This window comes from Allobosea sp. GW821-FHT03A12, assembly GCF_058986765.1.
This window is the reverse complement of sequence record NZ_JBYSVZ010000007.1, coordinates 323,625-340,666: the sequence shown is the minus strand read 5'-3', so window position 1 is coordinate 340,666 and position 17,042 is coordinate 323,625. Positions and strand designations below refer to the sequence as shown.

The following is a 17,042-nucleotide window of genomic DNA, read 5'->3' as shown; positions in this document are numbered from 1 at the left end:
TCACGCCTCGCGCTTGAATCTCCGCCCGCTCTCGCCGATCCAGCCGGCGACAAGTGCTCCGAACAGGATGGCAAGACCGATCAGTCCGACGAAGAGCGGCGAGATCGAGACGCCGCGGACGATGCCGGAATCGCTGATGCGCAGGCCGATCCAGTCGGCACCGGCGAACTGCCGGCCGGAGCGAACCGGCACGATGCGCGGGATGGTGACGCCCGAGCCGTTCTCCTGCCCGACGCGGCGCGAGGAGCCGCCGGTCGCCTCGGCCAACGCTTGAAGCTTGCCCGGGTCGCTGACCACCTCCATCAGCTCGCGCGGATTCTCCGGGCCGACGCTGGCGAAGGCGGTGAGGTTCTCGGTGGTGATCTTGTGCAGGCCGAATTCGCTCGCCGCGGTGCGCGCGACGAAGAGGCCGGGCCGGCCGGGCTCGAAGGGCACGGTGCGGACCGAGCCGTCCGGCGCGGTGATCGTCGCCGGGGCAGGGTTGTCGCCGAGCGTCTGGCGCTCGATCTCGATATTGCGGGCGCGGGCGCTGGCGCGCAGCGCCTCTTCCTCGAGATCCGGCTCCTTCATCAGCCAGTGGCCGAGCCGGCGCAGCAGGTCGAGATGCGGGCCGCCATCGCGGAAGCCGCGGGCCCAGAGCCAGGCATGGTCGGAGAGGAAGAGCGCGACGCGGCCCTTCTGCTCGCGCGCCAGCAGCAGCAGCGGTCGGTCGCCCGGGCCGGTCATCACGGTCGAGCCCGAGCGGGCGCGGGCGCCGACCAGGCGCAGCCATTCGCCCCAGCGTGGCGGTTCGACCTCCGAGCCCGGCAGGTCGCGGGTAACCGGGTGACGCTTGCCGGGCTCGCTGACTCTCGCGCGATAGGCCTCGTCGAAAACGCTGCCATCAGGCTGCGCCGGCAGGATCTGGCCAAGCGGGGTGCGTGCCAGCGACTGGGCGCCGGAATATTCCGGCCCGGCGGCGATCAGCAGGGCGCCGCCGTCGCGGACATAGCGGACGATGTTGTCGAAATAAACCAGCGGCAGGATCGACTGGTTGGCGTAGCGGTCGAAGATGATCAGGTCGAAATCCTTGATCTTGACCTGGAACAGCTCGCGCGTCGGGAAGGCGATCAGCGAGAGTTCGTTGATCGGCGTGCCGTCCTGCTTCTCCGGCGGGCGCAGGATGGTGAAATGGACGAGGTCGACATTGGCGTCGGCCTTGAGCAGGTTGCGCCAGGTGCGCTCGCCCGGATGCGGTTCGCCTGAGACGAGCAGCACCCGCAGCTTGTCGCGCACGCCTTCGATGGTGATGACCGCGCGGTTGTTCGCGAGCGTCAGCTCGTTGTCGAGCGGGGCGGCTTCGATCTCGATGACGTTCGGGCCGCCACGATCGATGCGGACCGGGACCTGGACCGTCTGGCCGGCGATCGCCTCGCGTCTTGCGATGATCTCGCCGTCGCGGCGCACCGTGATCGCGGCGCGACCCGGCCCACCCTTCTCGACGACGCGCAGGCGGACATTCTGCTCCTTGCCGACGATGCCGAAACGTGGCGAATCGACCAGCACGATGCGCCGGTCGATCTCGCGCTCGCGGCCGGTGGTCAGCACATGCAGCGGGGCGCGCAGGCCGAGCGCCTCGGCATTGGCCGGCGCGTCATGGGCGAGGCCGTCGGTCAGCAGGATCGCGCCGGCGACGCGCTCGGACGGGACGTCAGCGAGGCCGGTGGCGAGCGCCTCGAACAGGCGGGTGCCGTCGCCGGCGCCCTGCTGGTCGGTGACCTCGATCGTCCGCGTCTCGACGCCGGAGACGCCGCGCAATTGCCGCTCGACTTCGGCCTGGGCGGCTTGCGTCTGCTGCGAGCGATCGGCGAGGCGGTTCGAGGCGGACTTGTCGACGACGACGGCGACGACGTCCTTGACCGGCTCGCGATCCTCGAAGACGAGCGAGGGGTCTGCGAGGGCGATGGCGAGCACGGCGAGCGCCAGCGCCCGCAGGATCGCGCCGCGCCCGGCCAGCACCAGGGCCATGCCGGCAGCGACCGCAGCCAGGACGGCAAGGCCGATCAGCAGCGGCAGCGGGACGAGCGGGGCGAAGGTCAGGCTCCACATCGGGCAGGATTTCCTTCGCTACTGACCGAGGCGTTCGAGCAGGGCCGGGACATGGACCTGATCGGCCTTGTAGTTGCCGGTCAGCGCGTACATCACGAGGTTGACGCCGGCGCGCAGCGCCATCTCGCGCTGGCGCGGATCGGAGCCGGACATCGGCACGAGCGCCTCGCCGCGACGCCCGACTGCCCAGGCGGAGGCGAGGTCGTTCGAGGTGATCACGATCGGCGAGACATTGTCGCCGGCGCGGGCCGGGCGGCGGCCATCCTCGCTGGCGGGCGGCAGCACCTCGACCCAGGTCGTGCCGCTGTCGTAGCGGCCGACGAAGCCGTCGAGGATGTAGAAGGTCTTGGTCAGGACGTGATCGCGCGGGATCGGCTCGAGCTCGGGAATGTCGAGAGTCTGCAGCATGCGGCGCAGCTGATCGCCCTCCGCCGTGGTGCCGCCGCCGGGCCGTACATTCAGCGCGTCGCGGGTGTCGAAGATCACCAGCCCGCCGCCCTTCATATAGGCCTCGACCTTGCGCAGCGTCTCGGCCGAGGGGATCGGCCGGCCGGCGACCACCGGCCAATAGAGGATCGGGTACAGCGCAAGCTCGTCGCGGGCGACGTCGACGCCGGCGGCTTCGCCCGGCTCCAGCGCGGTGCGGGCGCCGAGCACGATATTGAGCCCGGCCATGCCGGCCTTCGACATGTCGTCGACCGCTTTGTCGCCGGTGAGGACATAGGCGAGCCGGGTCGCGCTCGCCGCGGTGACGAGATCGCGCGGCACCGGCGGGCGCTGATCGGCCGGCGGGGCAGGGGGCGTTGGCTGCTGCTGGGCTTGCGCAGTATCGGGGCCTGGAACGGCGGCGAGGGCGACAGCGAGGAGCAGCGCAGCGGGGGCCGCGCGGCGGAAGCGGGCGAGGTTCATCCGGCCTCCGAGCCAGAGCGTCGCCAGCGTGTCGGCGACGAGGAGGAGCAGCGCCAGCACCAGCAATTGCGGGCGGATGTCGCGAGCGACGGGCTGGTCGATCGGCAGCATCGGCGCTCCCAGCGCGGCGAGGTCGAGCGCCGTCAGCGTATCGGTGGGCGCGAGCGTGTTGACCGCCATGGCGCCATCGGTCGGGCCATAGATGCCGGGCGGATGGGCGAGCGTGGCGCGCCCAGTGAAGTTGCGGGCGACGGGCTGGGCGGTCGCCGGCGGTGAGCGGAAGGCGCCCTGGCCGTCGAGCACGCGGGTCGGCGACAGGGTCTCGACCTTGATCTCGCCGCTTTGGCTCTCGGTGGCTGTTGTGCCGGACATGGCGACGATCTTGCGCAGCATCTCGACGAACAGCCCTGAGAGCGGCAGGTTCGACCAGGTCGTGTCGGCGGTGACGTGGACCATGGCGAGGACGCCGTCGCCACGGCGCTCGCCGGTGACGACCGGCGTGCCGTCCTCCAGCGCCGCCCAAGTCTTGCGGGCAAGGTCCGGCTCGGGCTCGGCCAGGATCTGACGGGTGACGCGGACATCCTCGGCCAAAGACGAGCCGAAGAATGGGCTCTCGCGGGTGAAGGGCGCGAGCTTGCGCGGTGTCTCCCAGGAGAGACCGCCGCCGAGCGTGCGACCGCCGCGGCGCAGGCGCACCGGCGTCAGTTCGTCCGAGGAGGCGGCAAGGCGCGCGCCGGCAAAGCGCAGCAGCACGCCGCCGCGCTCGACGAAGGCCGAGACCTTGGCGGCGGTATCGCCGTCGAGCGCGCCGATATCGGCGAGGATCAGCACGGAGAGGTTCTGCGCCAGCAATTCGCCGACCGGGTCGGTCGAGCCGGCACGGGGCTCGCGAATCTCGGCGAAGGGCGAGAGCGCGCGGGAGACGTAATAGGTCGGCGAGAGCAGCGGCTGGGCGGTGTCGGCGGTGGCGCCGGAGACGATGCCGACGCGGCGGCGCTTGGCGCGGTCGTCGAGCAGAGCGACGGCGCCGGCGCTGCGCTCGCCGGCGATCTCCAGCCGCGAGACGGCGTTGCGGACCTCGATCGGCAAGGTCAGCCGTGCGGTAGTCTCGAGCTCATTGCCCCCGAAGACGAAGGGCGCATCGCCGAGCGGCAGGCCCTTCAAGTCGAGGGCGCGGACCTGGCCGCTCGCAGCCGCGTTCGTCGTCGGGCGCAGCACCTTGACGGTCAGCGCGCCGGCGAGGTTCTCGGGCGCGGCGAGGGCGCGCTGGTCGGCCGGGCCGGCATGGATCGAGAGCCGGCTGGCGCTCGCTTCCTGCTTCAGACGGGCCAGGAAATCGGCATCGCCCCCGCCGACACCGAGGCCGTCGGCGACCCAGACCGTCTCGGCCTGGGGTTGGGCGCGCCAGAAGGCTTCGAGCCGCTGGAGATGGGCGCCGCGATCGGGGGCATGCGGCTGCAGGCTGAGGGCGCGCAGGCGTTCGAGCGCGCCCTGCGGCTCGGCGAGCGCGATCTCGGCCGGCGCCTCGGCGAGGCCGACGACCGCGACGGGGCGGCCCTCACGTCCGGCGGCCATGATGCGGCTCTCGGCGATGGCCTGGCGCTCCAGCCAGTCGGTCGCGGCGCCAAAACCGTTGTCGACAAGCAGTAGCAGCGGGCCACGCAGGGCCGCGGCATCGCGCACCGGATTCCAGACCGGGCCGGCGACGGCGAGGATCGCCAGCGCCGCCACCGCCATGCGCAGCGCCAGCAGCCACCAGGGCGTATGCGCCGGTGTCTCGCGCTGCGGGATCAGGTCGCGCACGATCTTCAGCGGCGGGAAATCGATGCGCTTCGGCCGCGGCGGCGTCACCCGCAGGATCAGCCAGAGCACCGGCAGCAGCGCCAGCGCGATCAGGGCCAGCGGCGCGGAGAAGGCGATCGGCAGCGATGACAGCATCGTCGTCTCCTCCCGCTAACCAGCCGGGCCGCCGCGCGAGGCGGCGATCAGGCTGGCGATGCGCAGGACGCCTTCGCTGGCCGGGCGGTCGGTCCGGTGCAGGGTCAGCGTCCAGCCGGCATGGCGGCAGGCTTCGCGGATGGCGTCGCGATGGGCCTGCAGCCGCTCGCGATAATCCTCGCCCCATTTACCGGCATCACCGACCCGCAGCGTCAGGCCATCCTCCAGGTCGAACAGTTCGGCCTGTCCAGAGAAGGGGAAGGTCTCCTCGATCGGGTCAACGATCAGCAGGATATGGCCCCTGGCGCCGCTACTCGCCAGCGTGGCGATGCGCTTGGCGAGCGCTGCGGCCGGCGTCAGACCATCGGTGATCAGGATTGCGTCGGCGAGACGCGGCAGCGGCTCTTCCGGCGGCAGGTCGGCCTCGCCATTGCGCCGGTCGGCGACGATCGCCTGTGCCAGCAATTCGACGATGCGGCGCGACGCCATCGGCCGGGTCAGGCCGAGATGGCCGACGCGCTCGCCGCCCTCGACCAGTGTCTCGGCCAGCGCGAAGCCGGCGATCAAAGCGCGGTCGACCTTGCTCGTCTTGGCGAGCGAGGACGCAAAACCCATCGAGGCCGAGCGGTCGATCCAGAGCCAGATCGCGTGGGAGGCCTCCCACTCACGTTCCCTGACGAAGAGATGGCCGTCGCGGGCCGAGCGGCGCCAGTCGATGCGCGAGGCGGACTCGCCGGTGACCAGCGGCCGGTACTGCCAGAAGGTCTCACCGGGGCCGGAGCGCCTGCGGCCATGGATGCCGTGCACGCTGGCCGAGACCCGCCGCGCCTCCAGCACCAACCGGGGCAGGCGGGCGGCGAGATCGAGCGACGCCTTGAGGACCGGCTGGCCCGGCTGGCGTTCAGATTGGCCGAGGACGCGGGTGCGCAGCATCAGAATGCCCTCAACCCAGACGCTCCACCAGCTTGGCGACGATGCCCTCGACGGTCTCGCCATCGGCGCGGGCGGCGAAGGTCAAGGCGATACGATGCTTCAGCACGGGAGCGGCAAGTGCCGCGACATCGTCGACCGAGGGGGCGAGCCGGCCCTCGACCAGGGCTCGGGCGCGGCAGGCCAGCGTCAGCGCCTGGCTGGCGCGCGGGCCGGGGCCCCAGGCGAGCTTGTCGGTGATCACCTTCTCGCCGTCGCCGGGACGGGCAGAGCGGACGAGATCGAGGATCGCGTCGACCACGGCCTCGCCGACCGGCAGGCGGCGGACCAGGCGCTGCGTCGACATCAGGGTCTCGGCCGTCATCGCCTGCACCGGCTTGTGCTCGGCGGCGCCGGTGGTCTCGAGCAGGATGCGGCGCTCGGCCTCGCGGTCGGGATAGCCGACATCGATCTCCAGCAGGAAGCGGTCGAGCTGGGCTTCCGGCAGCGGATAGGTGCCTTCCTGCTCAATCGGGTTCTGGGTCGCCAGCACATGGAAGGGGGCGGGCAGGTCATGACGCTCGCCGGCGACGGTGACGTGGTGCTCCTGCATCGCCTGCAGCAGGGCCGACTGGGTGCGCGGCGAGGCGCGGTTGATCTCGTCGGCCATCAGCAGCTGGGCGAAGACCGGGCCCTTGATGAAGCGGAAATGGCGCTTGCCGTCGGCGCTCTCGTCGAGCACCTCCGAGCCGAGGATGTCGGAAGGCATCAAATCGGGCGTGAACTGGACGCGCCTTGCCGAGAGGCCGAGCACGACGCCCATCGCCTCGACCAGCTTGGTCTTGGCGAGGCCGGGCACGCCGACGAGCAGGCCGTGGCCGCCGGCGAGCAGGGTGATCAGGGAGAGATCGACGACCTTCTGCTGGCCGAAGATGACCTGGCCGATCTCGGTGCGGGCGGCGCCGATGGCGGCGAGGGCCGCTTCGGCCGCCTCGACGACGCCGGTGTCGAGATTGATCGGGGCGTTTGCATCACGGGCTTGCGCCACCATTGCGATCTCCTTCAGCCTCGCGCTCGCGGGCCTTCCTGTCCGATTCCAAACTCTGACCCTCGCGGGGAGCATGCTCAAGGGCCCGAGAGCGGCGGTGCACAACAGTCCGCTTCACGATTATGTAGAGTTCAAGGCGAGAGAGCGATGCAACCGGCATGCCGATGACGAAAGCGCGAGGTGACGTGACTGCCGAGGCCGCGGGCGCGATGAATCGCCTGCTGAGCGCGCTCGGCAGCGGTCCTGCACGCGGGCTGCCGCCGGTGGAGCGCTGGAATCCGCCCTTCTGCGGCGATCTCGACATGCGTATCGCCAGCGATGGCACCTGGTTCTATCTGGGCACGCCGATCGGCCGGCCGGCGCTGGTCAAGCTGTTCTCCTCGGTGCTGAAGCGCGAGGGCGAGGATTACTTTCTCGTGACCCCGGTCGAGAAGGTCGGGATCAGGGTCGAGGACGCGCCGCTCCAGGCAGTCGAGATGGCGGTGGAAGGCGAGGGCGAGCGGCGCAGCATCGCCTTCCGGACCCGCACCGATGATCTCGTCACGGTTGGGCCTGACAACATCTTGCGCTTCGAGAGGGCTGCGAATGAGGGTGTGAAGCCCTATGTGCATGTCCGGCGCGGGCTCTGGGCCCGGCTCACGCGGGCGCTGACCTATGATCTCCTGGCGCTCGGCGAGATCATGGAGAGCGACGGAGAGGCGCAGTTCGGCATCGCGGCCGGTGGCGTGTTCCACGTCGTCGCGCCGGCCAGCGAGATCGAGGGACTCTGATGCAGCATCTTGCCAAGCGGCTCGCCGACACGGCGTTCTGGAACGGCGGCGATCTCGAAGCGCTGCTGCACCGCGCCTTGCGGGCCGAGCCGCCCGCCCATGGCGACCTGATCGCGCGGCCGCGCGGCGATCACGATCTCCAGTCCGACCCGGTCGACATCCCCAACGAGGCGAGTGCGGTCGAGGCCGCCGTGCTGATCCCGATCGTGCTGCATCCGGGCGAGCCGACCGTGTTGCTGACCCAGCGCGCTGCGTCGCTGCGCAGTCATTCGGCCCAGATCGCCTTTCCGGGCGGGCGCATCGACGCGACCGACGGCTCGCCCTTGGTCGCCGCGCTGCGCGAGGCGGAAGAAGAAGTCGGGCTAGCTCCCCGGAAGGTCAGGACGGTCGGCTATCTCGATGCCTATCTCACCGGCACCGGCTATCGCGTCACGCCCGTGGTCGGGCTGGTCGAGCCGCCGCTTGAGCTGACGATCAACCCGCATGAGGTCGACGAGACCTTCGAGACGCCGCTCGCCTTCCTGCTCGACCCGGCCAATCACCAGCGTCACGGCCGCGAATTCCGCGGGCGCTATCGCACCTACTATGCGATGCCGCATGGCGATCGCTATATCTGGGGAGCGACTGCCGGCATGATCCGCAATCTCTACGAGCGGCTGGCCGGTTAGAGCCCGTTCCGATCTGCTTGCGTTGCAAGCAAATCGGCAAAACGGTCTCTATCTAAAGTGAGAGACGGACTCACCAATCAGATTGAGCCAATCTGATTGGATCCGGCTCTGGAGAGGTTACGCCGAATGCTGCGCTCGCTGACGGAAGAGTTCCTGCTCTTCGTCCTGCCGTTCTGCCTGTTCGCGGGCTATCTCGTGATCCGGCGGCGCAATCCGTTCGATGTCGAGCATTGGAGCCGCCATCTGTTCTGGCTGTCGGTGACCGGGATTGTGCTGGGGATCGGCTCCTTCGTCTATGCCGGCCTGGTCGCGCCGCGGCATACCGGGCCGTTCGTGCCGCCGCATGTCGAAAACGGCAGACTGGTCCCCGGCGAGTTCGACGACCGGCCGAAGCGATGACGGGCGTCGAGCGCGAACGCCTCGCCGGGTTGCTGGCGCGTGCCGATGTCGCCGCGCTGCTCGCCGCGTTGAATCGGGACGGGGAAGAAGCCCGCATCGTCGGCGGCGCCGTGCGCAATGCGCTGCTGGGTGAGCCCGTCGCCGATATCGACGTCGCCACGACCTGCTTGCCGAACGAGACGACGCGGCGGGCACGCGCCGCCGGCTTCAAGGCGGTGCCGACCGGCGTCGAGCACGGCACGGTCACCGTCGTGATCGAGCGAGCGCCCTTCGAGGTGACGACGCTGCGGCGCGATGTCGAGACCGATGGCCGCCACGCCGTCGTCGCCTTCGGCCGCGACTTCCGCGAGGATGCGCTGCGCCGGGATTTCACCATCAACGCGCTCGGGCTCGATGCGGCGGGCGTGCTGCACGACTATGCCGACGGGCTCGCCGATCTTGCGGTGCGACGGGTGCGCTTCATCGGCGTGGCGGGCGAGCGGATCGCCGAGGACTATCTGCGGATCCTGCGCTTCTTCCGCTTCCATGCCCGCTACGGCGTCGGCGAGCCGGACCGGGCAGCGCTCGATGCCTGTATCGCCGGGCGGGCGGGCCTGGAGGGACTGTCGCGCGAGCGGGTCTGGACCGAGCTGCGCAAGCTGCTTGCGGCGCCGCGCTCGGCCGAGACCCTGCAGGTCATGGCAGGCGCTGGCCTGCTGATGCCGGTGATCGGCGGCGTACCCCGCCTCTCGCGCTTCGCTGCGATCGCCGATGAGCCGGGGGAGGGCGTCTATCCGGCCTTCCGGCTGGCGGCGCTTGCAATTGCTGTCAGCGAGGATGCGTTCCGGCTTCGCGAGCGGCTGCGGCTGTCGAATGCAGAGTTCGAGCGGGTTTCAAGCATCGCCGAAGCGCTGGAGGCGCTGTCGGGCAAGAGCGCTCTGCCGGGGATCGCGCGCCTGCGCCGCCTGGCTCACGGCCTCGGAGCCGACGCGGTCGCGGGAGCGCTGGTGCTGCTGGGAACAGACGGTCGATCTGCCGATGTTCAAGCGCTGATCGCCGAGCTGGCGCGGACGCCGCCCTTCCTGCCGACCGGCAGGGATGTGCTGGGGCTCGGTGTCAGTGCCGGTCCGAAGGTCGGGCAGGTGCTCGAGGCGGCGCGGGAGGCTTGGATAGAGGCGGGCTGCCCCGCCGAACGCGATTTGCAGATGCGGATGCTGGGCGAGGCCGCTGCGGGAGCAAATGGCTGACCGGCAGATCGGCGAACAGCTCTGCGCTCACGCGACCTCCCTCATCCCCACACGCTCGTAAAGCCGCCTTGCACCAGTCGGATTGTCGATCTCGACCTTGAGATCGACGGCATCGGCGCCGCGGGCGGCGAAGGTGAGGAAGGCTTGCCGGAGAAGCGCCTCTGCGAGACCCAGCCGCCTTGCTGAGGGGTGGACCACAAGGTCCTTGATGAAGGCCGAGCTCCAGCAAAGGCAGATCGCGGCGACGGCATCGCGGGCGTCGCGGACGATGAAGACCAGGGCCGGGTCGAACGCGCTGTCGGCCAGGAGGGCGGCTCGCCAATCCTCGAACGGAGGGACGCTGCCGCCGCCGAGGCTGTAGCCAAGGGTCAGCAAGTCATGAAGCGCCGGCAGGTCGGCGATCGCGAACGGCGCGAGGCGATATCCCGCAGGCCAGGCCGGCGCCTGGACAGGCATCGCCAGCTCGCGCCGCATGCGGACCCATGGCTTCACGGCCAGCGCACCGTCGGCGGCATCGAGGACAGGATCGAGGCGACGTTGCCGCCGGTCTTCAGGCCGAAGATGGTGCCGCGGTCGTAGAGCAGATTGAACTCGACATAGCGGCCGCGCCGGACCTGCTGCTCATGGCGCTCGGCCTCGCTCCAGGGTGTCGCCAGATTGCCGCGCAGGATGCGCGGGTAGATGTCGAGGAAGGCTTCGCCCACCGCCCTGGTGAAGGCGAGGTCGGCCTCCGGATCGCCGGTCCAGACATAGTCGTAGAAGATGCCGCCGATGCCGCGCGGCTCGTTGCGATGCTTCAGGTGGAAGTACTCGTCGCACCAGGCCTTGAAGCGATCATAATCGGCGACGCCGGCATGGGCCTCGCAGGGCGCGCGCATCGCGGCATGGAAGGTCTGCGCATCGGGATCGTCCTGGCGGCGCCGACGGTCGAGCACCGGGGTCAGGTCGGCGCCGCCGCCGAACCAGGGCTTGGTCGTCACGACGAAGCGGGTGTTCATGTGCACGGTCGGCGCGTGCGGATTCCAGGGATGGGCGATCAGCGAGATGCCCGTCGCATGGAAGCGCGGGTCTTCCGCCGCGCCCGGAATCTGGGCGGCGAATTCCGGGGCGAAGCTGCCATGCACGGTCGAGACGTGGACGCCGACCTTCTCGAAGACACGACCCGACATCAGCGCCATCACGCCGCCGCCACCGGGCGCGCCGTCATGGTTGCTGCGCTGCCAGGGCGTGCGCACGAAGCGGCCGGGCTTGTCGGTCTCGGGCGGGAACGGGCCGGCAGCCTCGTCCTCGATCTGTTCGAAGGCGGCGCAGATCCGGTCGCGCAGGCTCTCGAACCAGGCGGCGGCGCGCGGCTTCAGGGCCTCGACGACAGCGGGATCGAAGGCGACAGATTCGGTGGCTTGTCCGGTCATATGCGATCTCATTCTCAGGCGTCGGTCGGCGCGAGATAGGCACCGAGCTGACGCAGCGCCTCGCCCACTACCATCGCTGCGGCCATGGCGACATTGAGCGAGCGCAAATCGCGGCGCATCGGAATGTGCACGCTGGCCTCGGCGGCAGCATAGACCTCCGGCGGCACGCCGGCCGACTCGCGCCCGACCATGACGATGTCGCCGGGCTGGAAGGCGAAGTCGGTATGGGCGCAGGCGCCGTCGGTCTCGGCCAGGACGAGGCGATGGCCCGCCTCGCGCCGCCAGGCCTCGAAGGCGCGGAAGGAATCATGGCGCGTCACCGCGGCCCGCTCGATATAGTCCATGCCGGAGCGGCGGAAATTCCGGTCGGAGACGTCGAAGGCCGCCGGCTCGACGATATCGACGGTGATGCCGAGGCAGGCCGCCAGGCGGATCATGGTGCCGGCGTTCTGCGGGATGTCAGGCTGGTAGAGGGCGAGGCGCAGCATGGCGAGCGTCATGCTGCCCGCGCAGGGCACAGGTCAAGCGCCAGCTCGGCCATGCTCTGGCCTTCATTTGGCAGTGGACCCATATAGCGAAGCATCGTCATCGCCAGCTGCCCGAGGAGGGCCACCCTAACTCCATGTTCGCCCCGCTCTTCCGTTTCCTTGAAAGCCGCATCGACGTCTTCGCGCCATTCGACGAGCGGCAGACGCCGCCGACCGGCGTGTTCCGCTTCATGTGGCACCACATCAAGGACGTGAAGGGCTGGATGGCCCTGATCATGCTGACCGGCCTCGGCTTCTCCGGCATCGAGGCGGCGATGTACCTGATGGTCGGCTGGTTCGTCGACCTCCTGACCAAGAACTCGCCCGAGCAGGTCTTCAGCGAGCATGGCTGGCTGCTGATCGGCGCGGCGCTCGTGGTCACCGTGGCGCGGCCGCTGATCTATTTCGCCAACCACGCCATCGTCGACCAGGTGGTGGTGCCGCAGATCACCAACCAGATCCGCTGGCGCAACCATGTCTATACGCTCGGCCACGCGCTCTCCTATTTCCAGAACGACTTCGCCGGCCGGCTCTCGTCGCGGGTGATCCAGGCCGGGCAGGCGATCCGCGGCGCGACGATCGAGGTGATCGACGACCTGTGGTACGCGCTGATCTTCGCCTCGGTTGCGATCGGCTTCTTCGGTTCGACCAGCGTCTGGCTCGCCATGCCGGTGATCGCCTGGCTCGCGGCCTATGTCGCGCTGCTGATCTATTTCGTGCCGCGAGCCAAGAAGCGCTCGGAGGCGAATTCGCTTGGCCGCTCGAGCACGACCGGGCGCATCGTCGATTCCTATACCAACATCCTGACGGTGAAGCTCTTCGCCCGTGCCGATGCCGAGCGCTCGGCCGTGCGCGACTCGTTGACGCGCTGGAACGCCTCCTTCCTCAACCTGTCGCGGCTGATTACCGGCGTCAGCGTCATCCTGCAGACGATGAACAGCCTGCTGGTCGTGGCGACGGCCTGGCTCTGCCTGTACCTGTGGAGCCAAGGCGAGATGACGCCGGGCGCGGTCGCGGCCTCGATCGGCCTAGTGCTGCGCCTCGTCCAGATGTCGGGCTGGCTGATCCATCTGGTGCGCGGCATCTTCGAGAACATCGGCTCGGTGCAGGAAAGCATGGAGACGATCGCCAAGCCGCACGACCTGCCGGACGCAGCCGACGCCGTGCCGCTGAAGGTCGGGCAGGGCGGGGTGCGCTTCGAGCACGTCCGCTTCAACTACGGCAAGCCGCAGGGGCTGTTCGAGAATCTCGATCTCGAGATCAAGCCGGGCGAGAAAATCGGGCTGGTCGGTCCGTCCGGCGCCGGCAAGTCGACGCTGGTCAACCTGCTGCTGCGGCTGTACCCGCTCGATTCGGGCCGGATCCTGATCGACGGGCAGGACATCGCCCATGTCACGCAGGAATCGCTGCGCAGCCAGATCGGCATGGTGACGCAGGACAATTCGCTGCTGCACCGCTCGATCGGCGACAACATCGCCTATGGCCGGATCGGCGCGACGCAGGACGAGATCGCGGCCGCGGCCAAGCGGGCGGCGGCGCATGACTTCGTCCTCGGCCTCAGCGACCAGGACGGGCGCCAGGGCTTCGATTCGCGTGTCGGCGAGCGTGGCGTGAAGCTCTCCGGCGGCCAGCGCCAGCGCATCGCCATCGCCCGTGTCCTGCTCAAGGACGCGCCGATCCTGATCCTGGACGAGGCGACCTCGGCGCTCGATTCGGAGGTGGAGGCCGAGATCCAGGCACAGCTTTCCACATTGATGGAAGGAAAGACTGTAATCGCGATCGCGCACCGGCTTTCGACCATCGCCGCGCTCGACCGGCTGATCGTGCTCGACAAGGGCCGGATCGTCGACATGGGCAGCCATGACGAGCTGGTGCGGCGCGGCGGGCTCTATGCCCGCCTATGGGCCCGGCAGTCCGGCGGCTTCCTGGCGCTCGCCGACAGCGAGCGGATTCCGGCCTGAGCAAACTGCACGGCGGCATTGCTGCGATGCAGTGGGCTGCGGCACGTGCGACAGTAGACTTCGTCAAAACTGCATGCCAAAGAGCGCGCAGGCGACATGCCGCCGAAAGGCGGTTCTGCGCCCGCGCCCCTGTGAGGGCGCTTGATTTGTTTAAGCCGGCCTGGCCGGCAGCCGAGCAGGGAACTGGATCGTGGCGCACGCGACCGATACGACAGGCACCGAACCCACCCGCCGCGATTTCTTGATGCTGACCACCGGCGCCTTCGCTGCGGTCGGCACCGGCGCGCTGCTCGTGCCGCTGATCGGCCAGCTGGCGCCTGACGCGCAGGTCGTCGCCGCCGGCGCCCCGATCGATCTCGACCTGACCCCGATCGCGGAAGGCCAGGCGATCAAGCTGTTCTGGCGCGGCAAGCTGATCTTCGTGCGCAACCGCACCAAGAAGGAGATCGACGAGGCGCTCGCCGTCGACGTCGCGACGCTGCGCGATCCGCAGACCGACCAGCAGCGCACCAAGGCCGGCCACGAGCGCTTCCTCGTCGTCTACGGCAACTGCACCCACCTCGGCTGCGTGCCGCTCGGCACCGCTCCCGGCGAGCCGCGGGGCGAGTTCGACGGCTGGTTCTGCCCCTGCCACGGCTCGCACTACGATTCCTCCGGCCGCATCCGCAAGGGCCCCGCGCCGCTGAACCTGCCGGTGCCGCCCTACGCGTTCACCACCGACACCAAGATCAAGATCGGCTGAGCCTCCAAAGGCGAGGACGGCATCGAGCGGAATTGAGAGAGCTTGAGGCGAGCATGAGCGGTCACAGCACCTACCAACCGAAGACGGGGATCGAGCGCTGGCTCGATGCGCGCCTGCCGATCGTGCGGCTGATGCATGATTCGGCGGTGTCCTACCCGGTGCCGCGCAACCTCAACCTGCTGTGGACCTTCGGCGGCATCCTCGTGTTCATGCTGGTGGCGCAGATCATCACCGGCGTGATCCTGGCGATGCACTACACGCCGCATGCGACGATGGCGTTCAACTCCGTCGAGCACATCATGCGCGACGTGAACTTCGGCTGGCTGCTGCGCTACCTGCACTCCAACGGCGCCTCGATGTTCTTCGTGGCGGTCTACATCCACATCTTCCGCGGCCTGTACTACGGCTCGTACAAGGCGCCGCGCGAGGTGCTGTGGATCCTCGGCGTCATCATCTTCCTGCTGATGATGGCCACCGCCTTCATGGGCTACGTCCTGCCCTGGGGCCAGATGTCCTTCTGGGGCGCGACCGTCATCACCAACCTGTTCTCGGCGCTGCCGGTGATCGGCGAGACGATCGTGACCTTCCTGTGGGGCGGCTATTCGGTCGACAACCCGACGCTGAACCGCTTCTTCTCGCTGCACTTCCTGCTGCCCTTCATGATCGCGGGCGTCGTCGTCCTGCACATCTGGGCGCTGCACCATGTCGGCCAGAACAACCCGTCGGGCGTCGAGGTGAAGGACGTCAAGAAGGACACCGTGCCCTTCACGCCCTATGCGACCATCAAGGACCTGTTCGGCATGGTCTGCTTCATGCTGGTCTTCGCCTGGTTCGTCTTCTACCAGCCGAACTTCATGGGCCACGCCGACAACTACATCCCGGCGAACCCGGCTTCGACGCCGGCCCACATCGTTCCGGAATGGTACTTCCTGCCCTTCTACGCGATCCTGCGCGCCATCCCCGACAAGCTCGGCGGCGTGCTCGCCATGGGCGGCGCCATCGTGATCCTCGCCTTCCTGCCCTGGATCGATACCTCCAAGGTCAAGTCGATGACCTACCGGCCGATCGCGCGCCAGTTCTTCTGGATGTTCGTCCTGGTCTGCATCGGCCTCGGCTATCTCGGCGCCATGCCCGCCGACGAGCCCTATGTCACGATCTCGCGTATCCTGACGGTGCTGTATTTCGGCTTCTTCCTGGCGCTGGCGCTGATCGGCATCTTCGAACGGCCGGCCCCGCTGCCGACCTCCATCGCCGACTCGGTGCTCGGCGGCTCGGGCGCACGCCTCGGCCACGCCACCGCTTCGGAACCGCAGGCCAAGGGCTGAACGAGACCATGAGCAAGATGTCCCTCCGCCTGTCGCTCGCTGGCCTCGTCACCGGCCTTGCGCTTGCCGTCGCCTCGCCGGTCCTGGCCGCCGAAGGCGCGCCGAAGCCGCCGGCGCAGAGCTGGTCGTTCTCCGGCCCGTTCGGCAAGTTCGACCGGGCGCAGCTGCAGCGCGGCTTCAAGGTCGCCAAGGAAGTCTGCGCCAACTGCCACGCGATGAGCCTGATCCGCTTCCGCAACCTGGCGGAGCCGGGCGGCCCCGGCTTCACGCCCTCGCAGGTCGCGGCGCTGGCGGCGAGCTACACCAACATCAAGGACGGCCCGAACGATTCGGGCGAGATGTTCGAGCGTCCCGGCCGCGCGGCCGACGCCTTCCCGGCGCCGTTCGCGAACGAGCAGGCGGCCCGCGCCGCCAATGGCGGCGCCTACCCGCCGCCGATCGACATGCTCGCCAAGGCGCGCACTTATGAGCGCGGCTTCCCGAAGTTCGTCTTCGACATCTTCACCCAGTACCAGGAGCAGGGGCCGGACTATATCGTCGCGCTCCTGACCGGCTACGCCGATCCGCCGGCCGGCGTGACGCTGCTGCCGGGCCAGAACTACAACCACTTCATGCCCGGCCACCTGATCGCGATGCCGAAGCCGCTGAGCGACGGCCAGGTCGAGTACCCGAAGGGGCCGGACGGCAAGTCGCCGGTGCCGGAGACGGTCGAGCAGTACGCCAAGGACGTCGCCGCCTTCATGGTCTGGATGGCGGAGCCGCATCTCGAGGCGCGCAAGCGCCTGGGCTTCCAGGTGATGATCTTCCTCGCGCTCTTCGCCGGTCTGCTCTACTTCACCAAGAAGAAGATCTGGGCGCGCCTGCCCGACCACGCTTCGGCGCACTGAGCGAGACCTGAGTTGGAAAGGGCCCCGGAGACGGGGCCCTTTTTCGTTTGGGCATGGAGCCGCTCCCGTCATTCCGGGGCAGGCCAAAGGCCTGAGCCCGGAACCCATGAACACGACACGTCCCGTCATTGCGAGGAGCGTCAGCGACGAAGCAATCCAGGGGGCGTGGAGCTCTGCCGCCCCTGGATTGCTTCGCTTATGCTCGCAATGACGGAGTGAGCATCGGCGTGGTC

15 protein-coding genes are annotated in these 17,042 nt (G+C 69.0%); 8 read left to right on the top strand and 7 right to left on the bottom strand.

What is annotated here, in order from left to right; genetic code table 11:
• Genes AC3WLC_RS26915 through AC3WLC_RS26900 form a run of 4 tightly spaced genes read right to left on the bottom strand, consistent with a single transcriptional unit; the run spans nt 1 to nt 6,895 of the window.
• Nucleotides 1–2,088, bottom strand: a complete 2,088-nt coding sequence (locus AC3WLC_RS26915; protein WP_493686958.1) for a hypothetical protein — start codon at nt 2,086–2,088, stop codon at nt 1–3.
• A gap of 18 nt (nt 2,089–2,106) precedes the next feature.
• Complete coding sequence (locus tag AC3WLC_RS26910; protein ID WP_493687157.1) at nt 2,107–4,932, bottom strand: DUF4159 domain-containing protein; 2,826 nt, start codon at nt 4,930–4,932, stop codon at nt 2,107–2,109.
• 18 nt (nt 4,933–4,950) lie between these two features.
• A complete protein-coding gene (locus AC3WLC_RS26905; RefSeq protein ID WP_493686957.1) occupies nt 4,951–5,868 on the bottom strand; it encodes a DUF58 domain-containing protein in 918 nt (305 codons plus the stop codon).
• A 10-nt stretch (nt 5,869–5,878) separates the two neighbouring features.
• Complete coding sequence (locus AC3WLC_RS26900) at nt 5,879–6,895, bottom strand: AAA family ATPase (RefSeq protein ID WP_493686956.1); 1,017 nt, start codon at nt 6,893–6,895, stop codon at nt 5,879–5,881.
• Nucleotides 6,896–7,056: 161 nt separating this feature from the next.
• Here AC3WLC_RS26900 and AC3WLC_RS26895 point away from each other — a divergent pair, with 161 nt between their 5' ends.
• The 4 genes from AC3WLC_RS26895 (at nt 7,057) to AC3WLC_RS26880 (ending at nt 9,955) form a co-directional block, all read left to right on the top strand.
• The gene (locus AC3WLC_RS26895; protein WP_493687156.1) at nt 7,057–7,662 is read left to right on the top strand and encodes a DUF1285 domain-containing protein; all 606 of its coding nucleotides are present in this window, start codon (nt 7,057–7,059) and stop codon (nt 7,660–7,662) included.
• Nucleotides 7,662–8,330 (top strand): CoA pyrophosphatase, encoded by a 669-nt coding sequence (locus AC3WLC_RS26890; RefSeq protein ID WP_493686955.1) that lies wholly within the window; start codon nt 7,662–7,664, stop codon nt 8,328–8,330. Before AC3WLC_RS26895 ends, AC3WLC_RS26890 begins: the two co-directional genes overlap by 1 nt.
• A 126-nt stretch (nt 8,331–8,456) precedes the next feature.
• On the top strand, nt 8,457–8,729 hold the full coding sequence (locus tag AC3WLC_RS26885) for a DUF6111 family protein (RefSeq protein ID WP_493686954.1): 273 nt from the start codon (nt 8,457–8,459) through the stop codon (nt 8,727–8,729).
• Nucleotides 8,726–9,955 carry a CCA tRNA nucleotidyltransferase gene (locus AC3WLC_RS26880; protein ID WP_493686953.1) on the top strand — a complete coding sequence of 410 codons (1,230 nt, stop codon included), beginning with the start codon at nt 8,726–8,728 and terminating at the stop codon, nt 9,953–9,955. Before AC3WLC_RS26885 ends, AC3WLC_RS26880 begins: the two co-directional genes overlap by 4 nt.
• 27 nt (nt 9,956–9,982) lie before the next feature.
• Here AC3WLC_RS26880 and AC3WLC_RS26875 read toward each other — a convergent pair whose 3' ends face one another.
• Genes AC3WLC_RS26875 through AC3WLC_RS26865 form a run of 3 tightly spaced genes read right to left on the bottom strand, consistent with a single transcriptional unit; the run spans nt 9,983 to nt 11,855 of the window.
• Nucleotides 9,983–10,411, bottom strand: coding sequence for a GNAT family N-acetyltransferase (locus AC3WLC_RS26875; protein ID WP_493686952.1), 429 nt, complete (start codon nt 10,409–10,411; stop codon nt 9,983–9,985).
• 32 nt (nt 10,412–10,443) lie between these two features.
• Nucleotides 10,444–11,367, bottom strand: a complete 924-nt coding sequence (hemF, locus tag AC3WLC_RS26870; protein WP_493686951.1) for an oxygen-dependent coproporphyrinogen oxidase — start codon at nt 11,365–11,367, stop codon at nt 10,444–10,446.
• Between the two features lie 14 nt (nt 11,368–11,381).
• Nucleotides 11,382–11,855: a tRNA (cytidine(34)-2'-O)-methyltransferase gene (locus AC3WLC_RS26865; RefSeq protein ID WP_493687155.1), complete on the bottom strand. Its 474-nt coding sequence runs from the start codon at nt 11,853–11,855 to the stop codon at nt 11,382–11,384.
• A 134-nt stretch (nt 11,856–11,989) separates the two neighbouring features.
• On the opposite strand from AC3WLC_RS26865, the gene AC3WLC_RS26860 reads away from it, so the two are divergent.
• The 4 genes from AC3WLC_RS26860 (at nt 11,990) to AC3WLC_RS26845 (ending at nt 16,809) form a co-directional block, all read left to right on the top strand.
• Entirely contained in the window at nt 11,990–13,855 is a 1,866-nt protein-coding gene (locus AC3WLC_RS26860; protein ID WP_493686950.1) for an ABC transporter ATP-binding protein, read from the top strand.
• Between the two features lie 190 nt (nt 13,856–14,045).
• Nucleotides 14,046–14,597 carry a ubiquinol-cytochrome c reductase iron-sulfur subunit gene (gene petA, locus AC3WLC_RS26855; RefSeq protein WP_493686949.1) on the top strand — a complete coding sequence of 184 codons (552 nt, stop codon included), beginning with the start codon at nt 14,046–14,048 and terminating at the stop codon, nt 14,595–14,597.
• Nucleotides 14,598–14,650: 53 nt separating this feature from the next.
• Nucleotides 14,651–15,922, top strand: a complete 1,272-nt coding sequence (locus AC3WLC_RS26850; RefSeq protein WP_346359813.1) for a cytochrome b — start codon at nt 14,651–14,653, stop codon at nt 15,920–15,922.
• A gap of 8 nt (nt 15,923–15,930) precedes the next feature.
• Nucleotides 15,931–16,809: a cytochrome c1 gene (locus tag AC3WLC_RS26845; RefSeq protein WP_493686948.1), complete on the top strand. Its 879-nt coding sequence runs from the start codon at nt 15,931–15,933 to the stop codon at nt 16,807–16,809.
• Nucleotides 16,810–17,042: the final 233 nt, after the last annotated feature.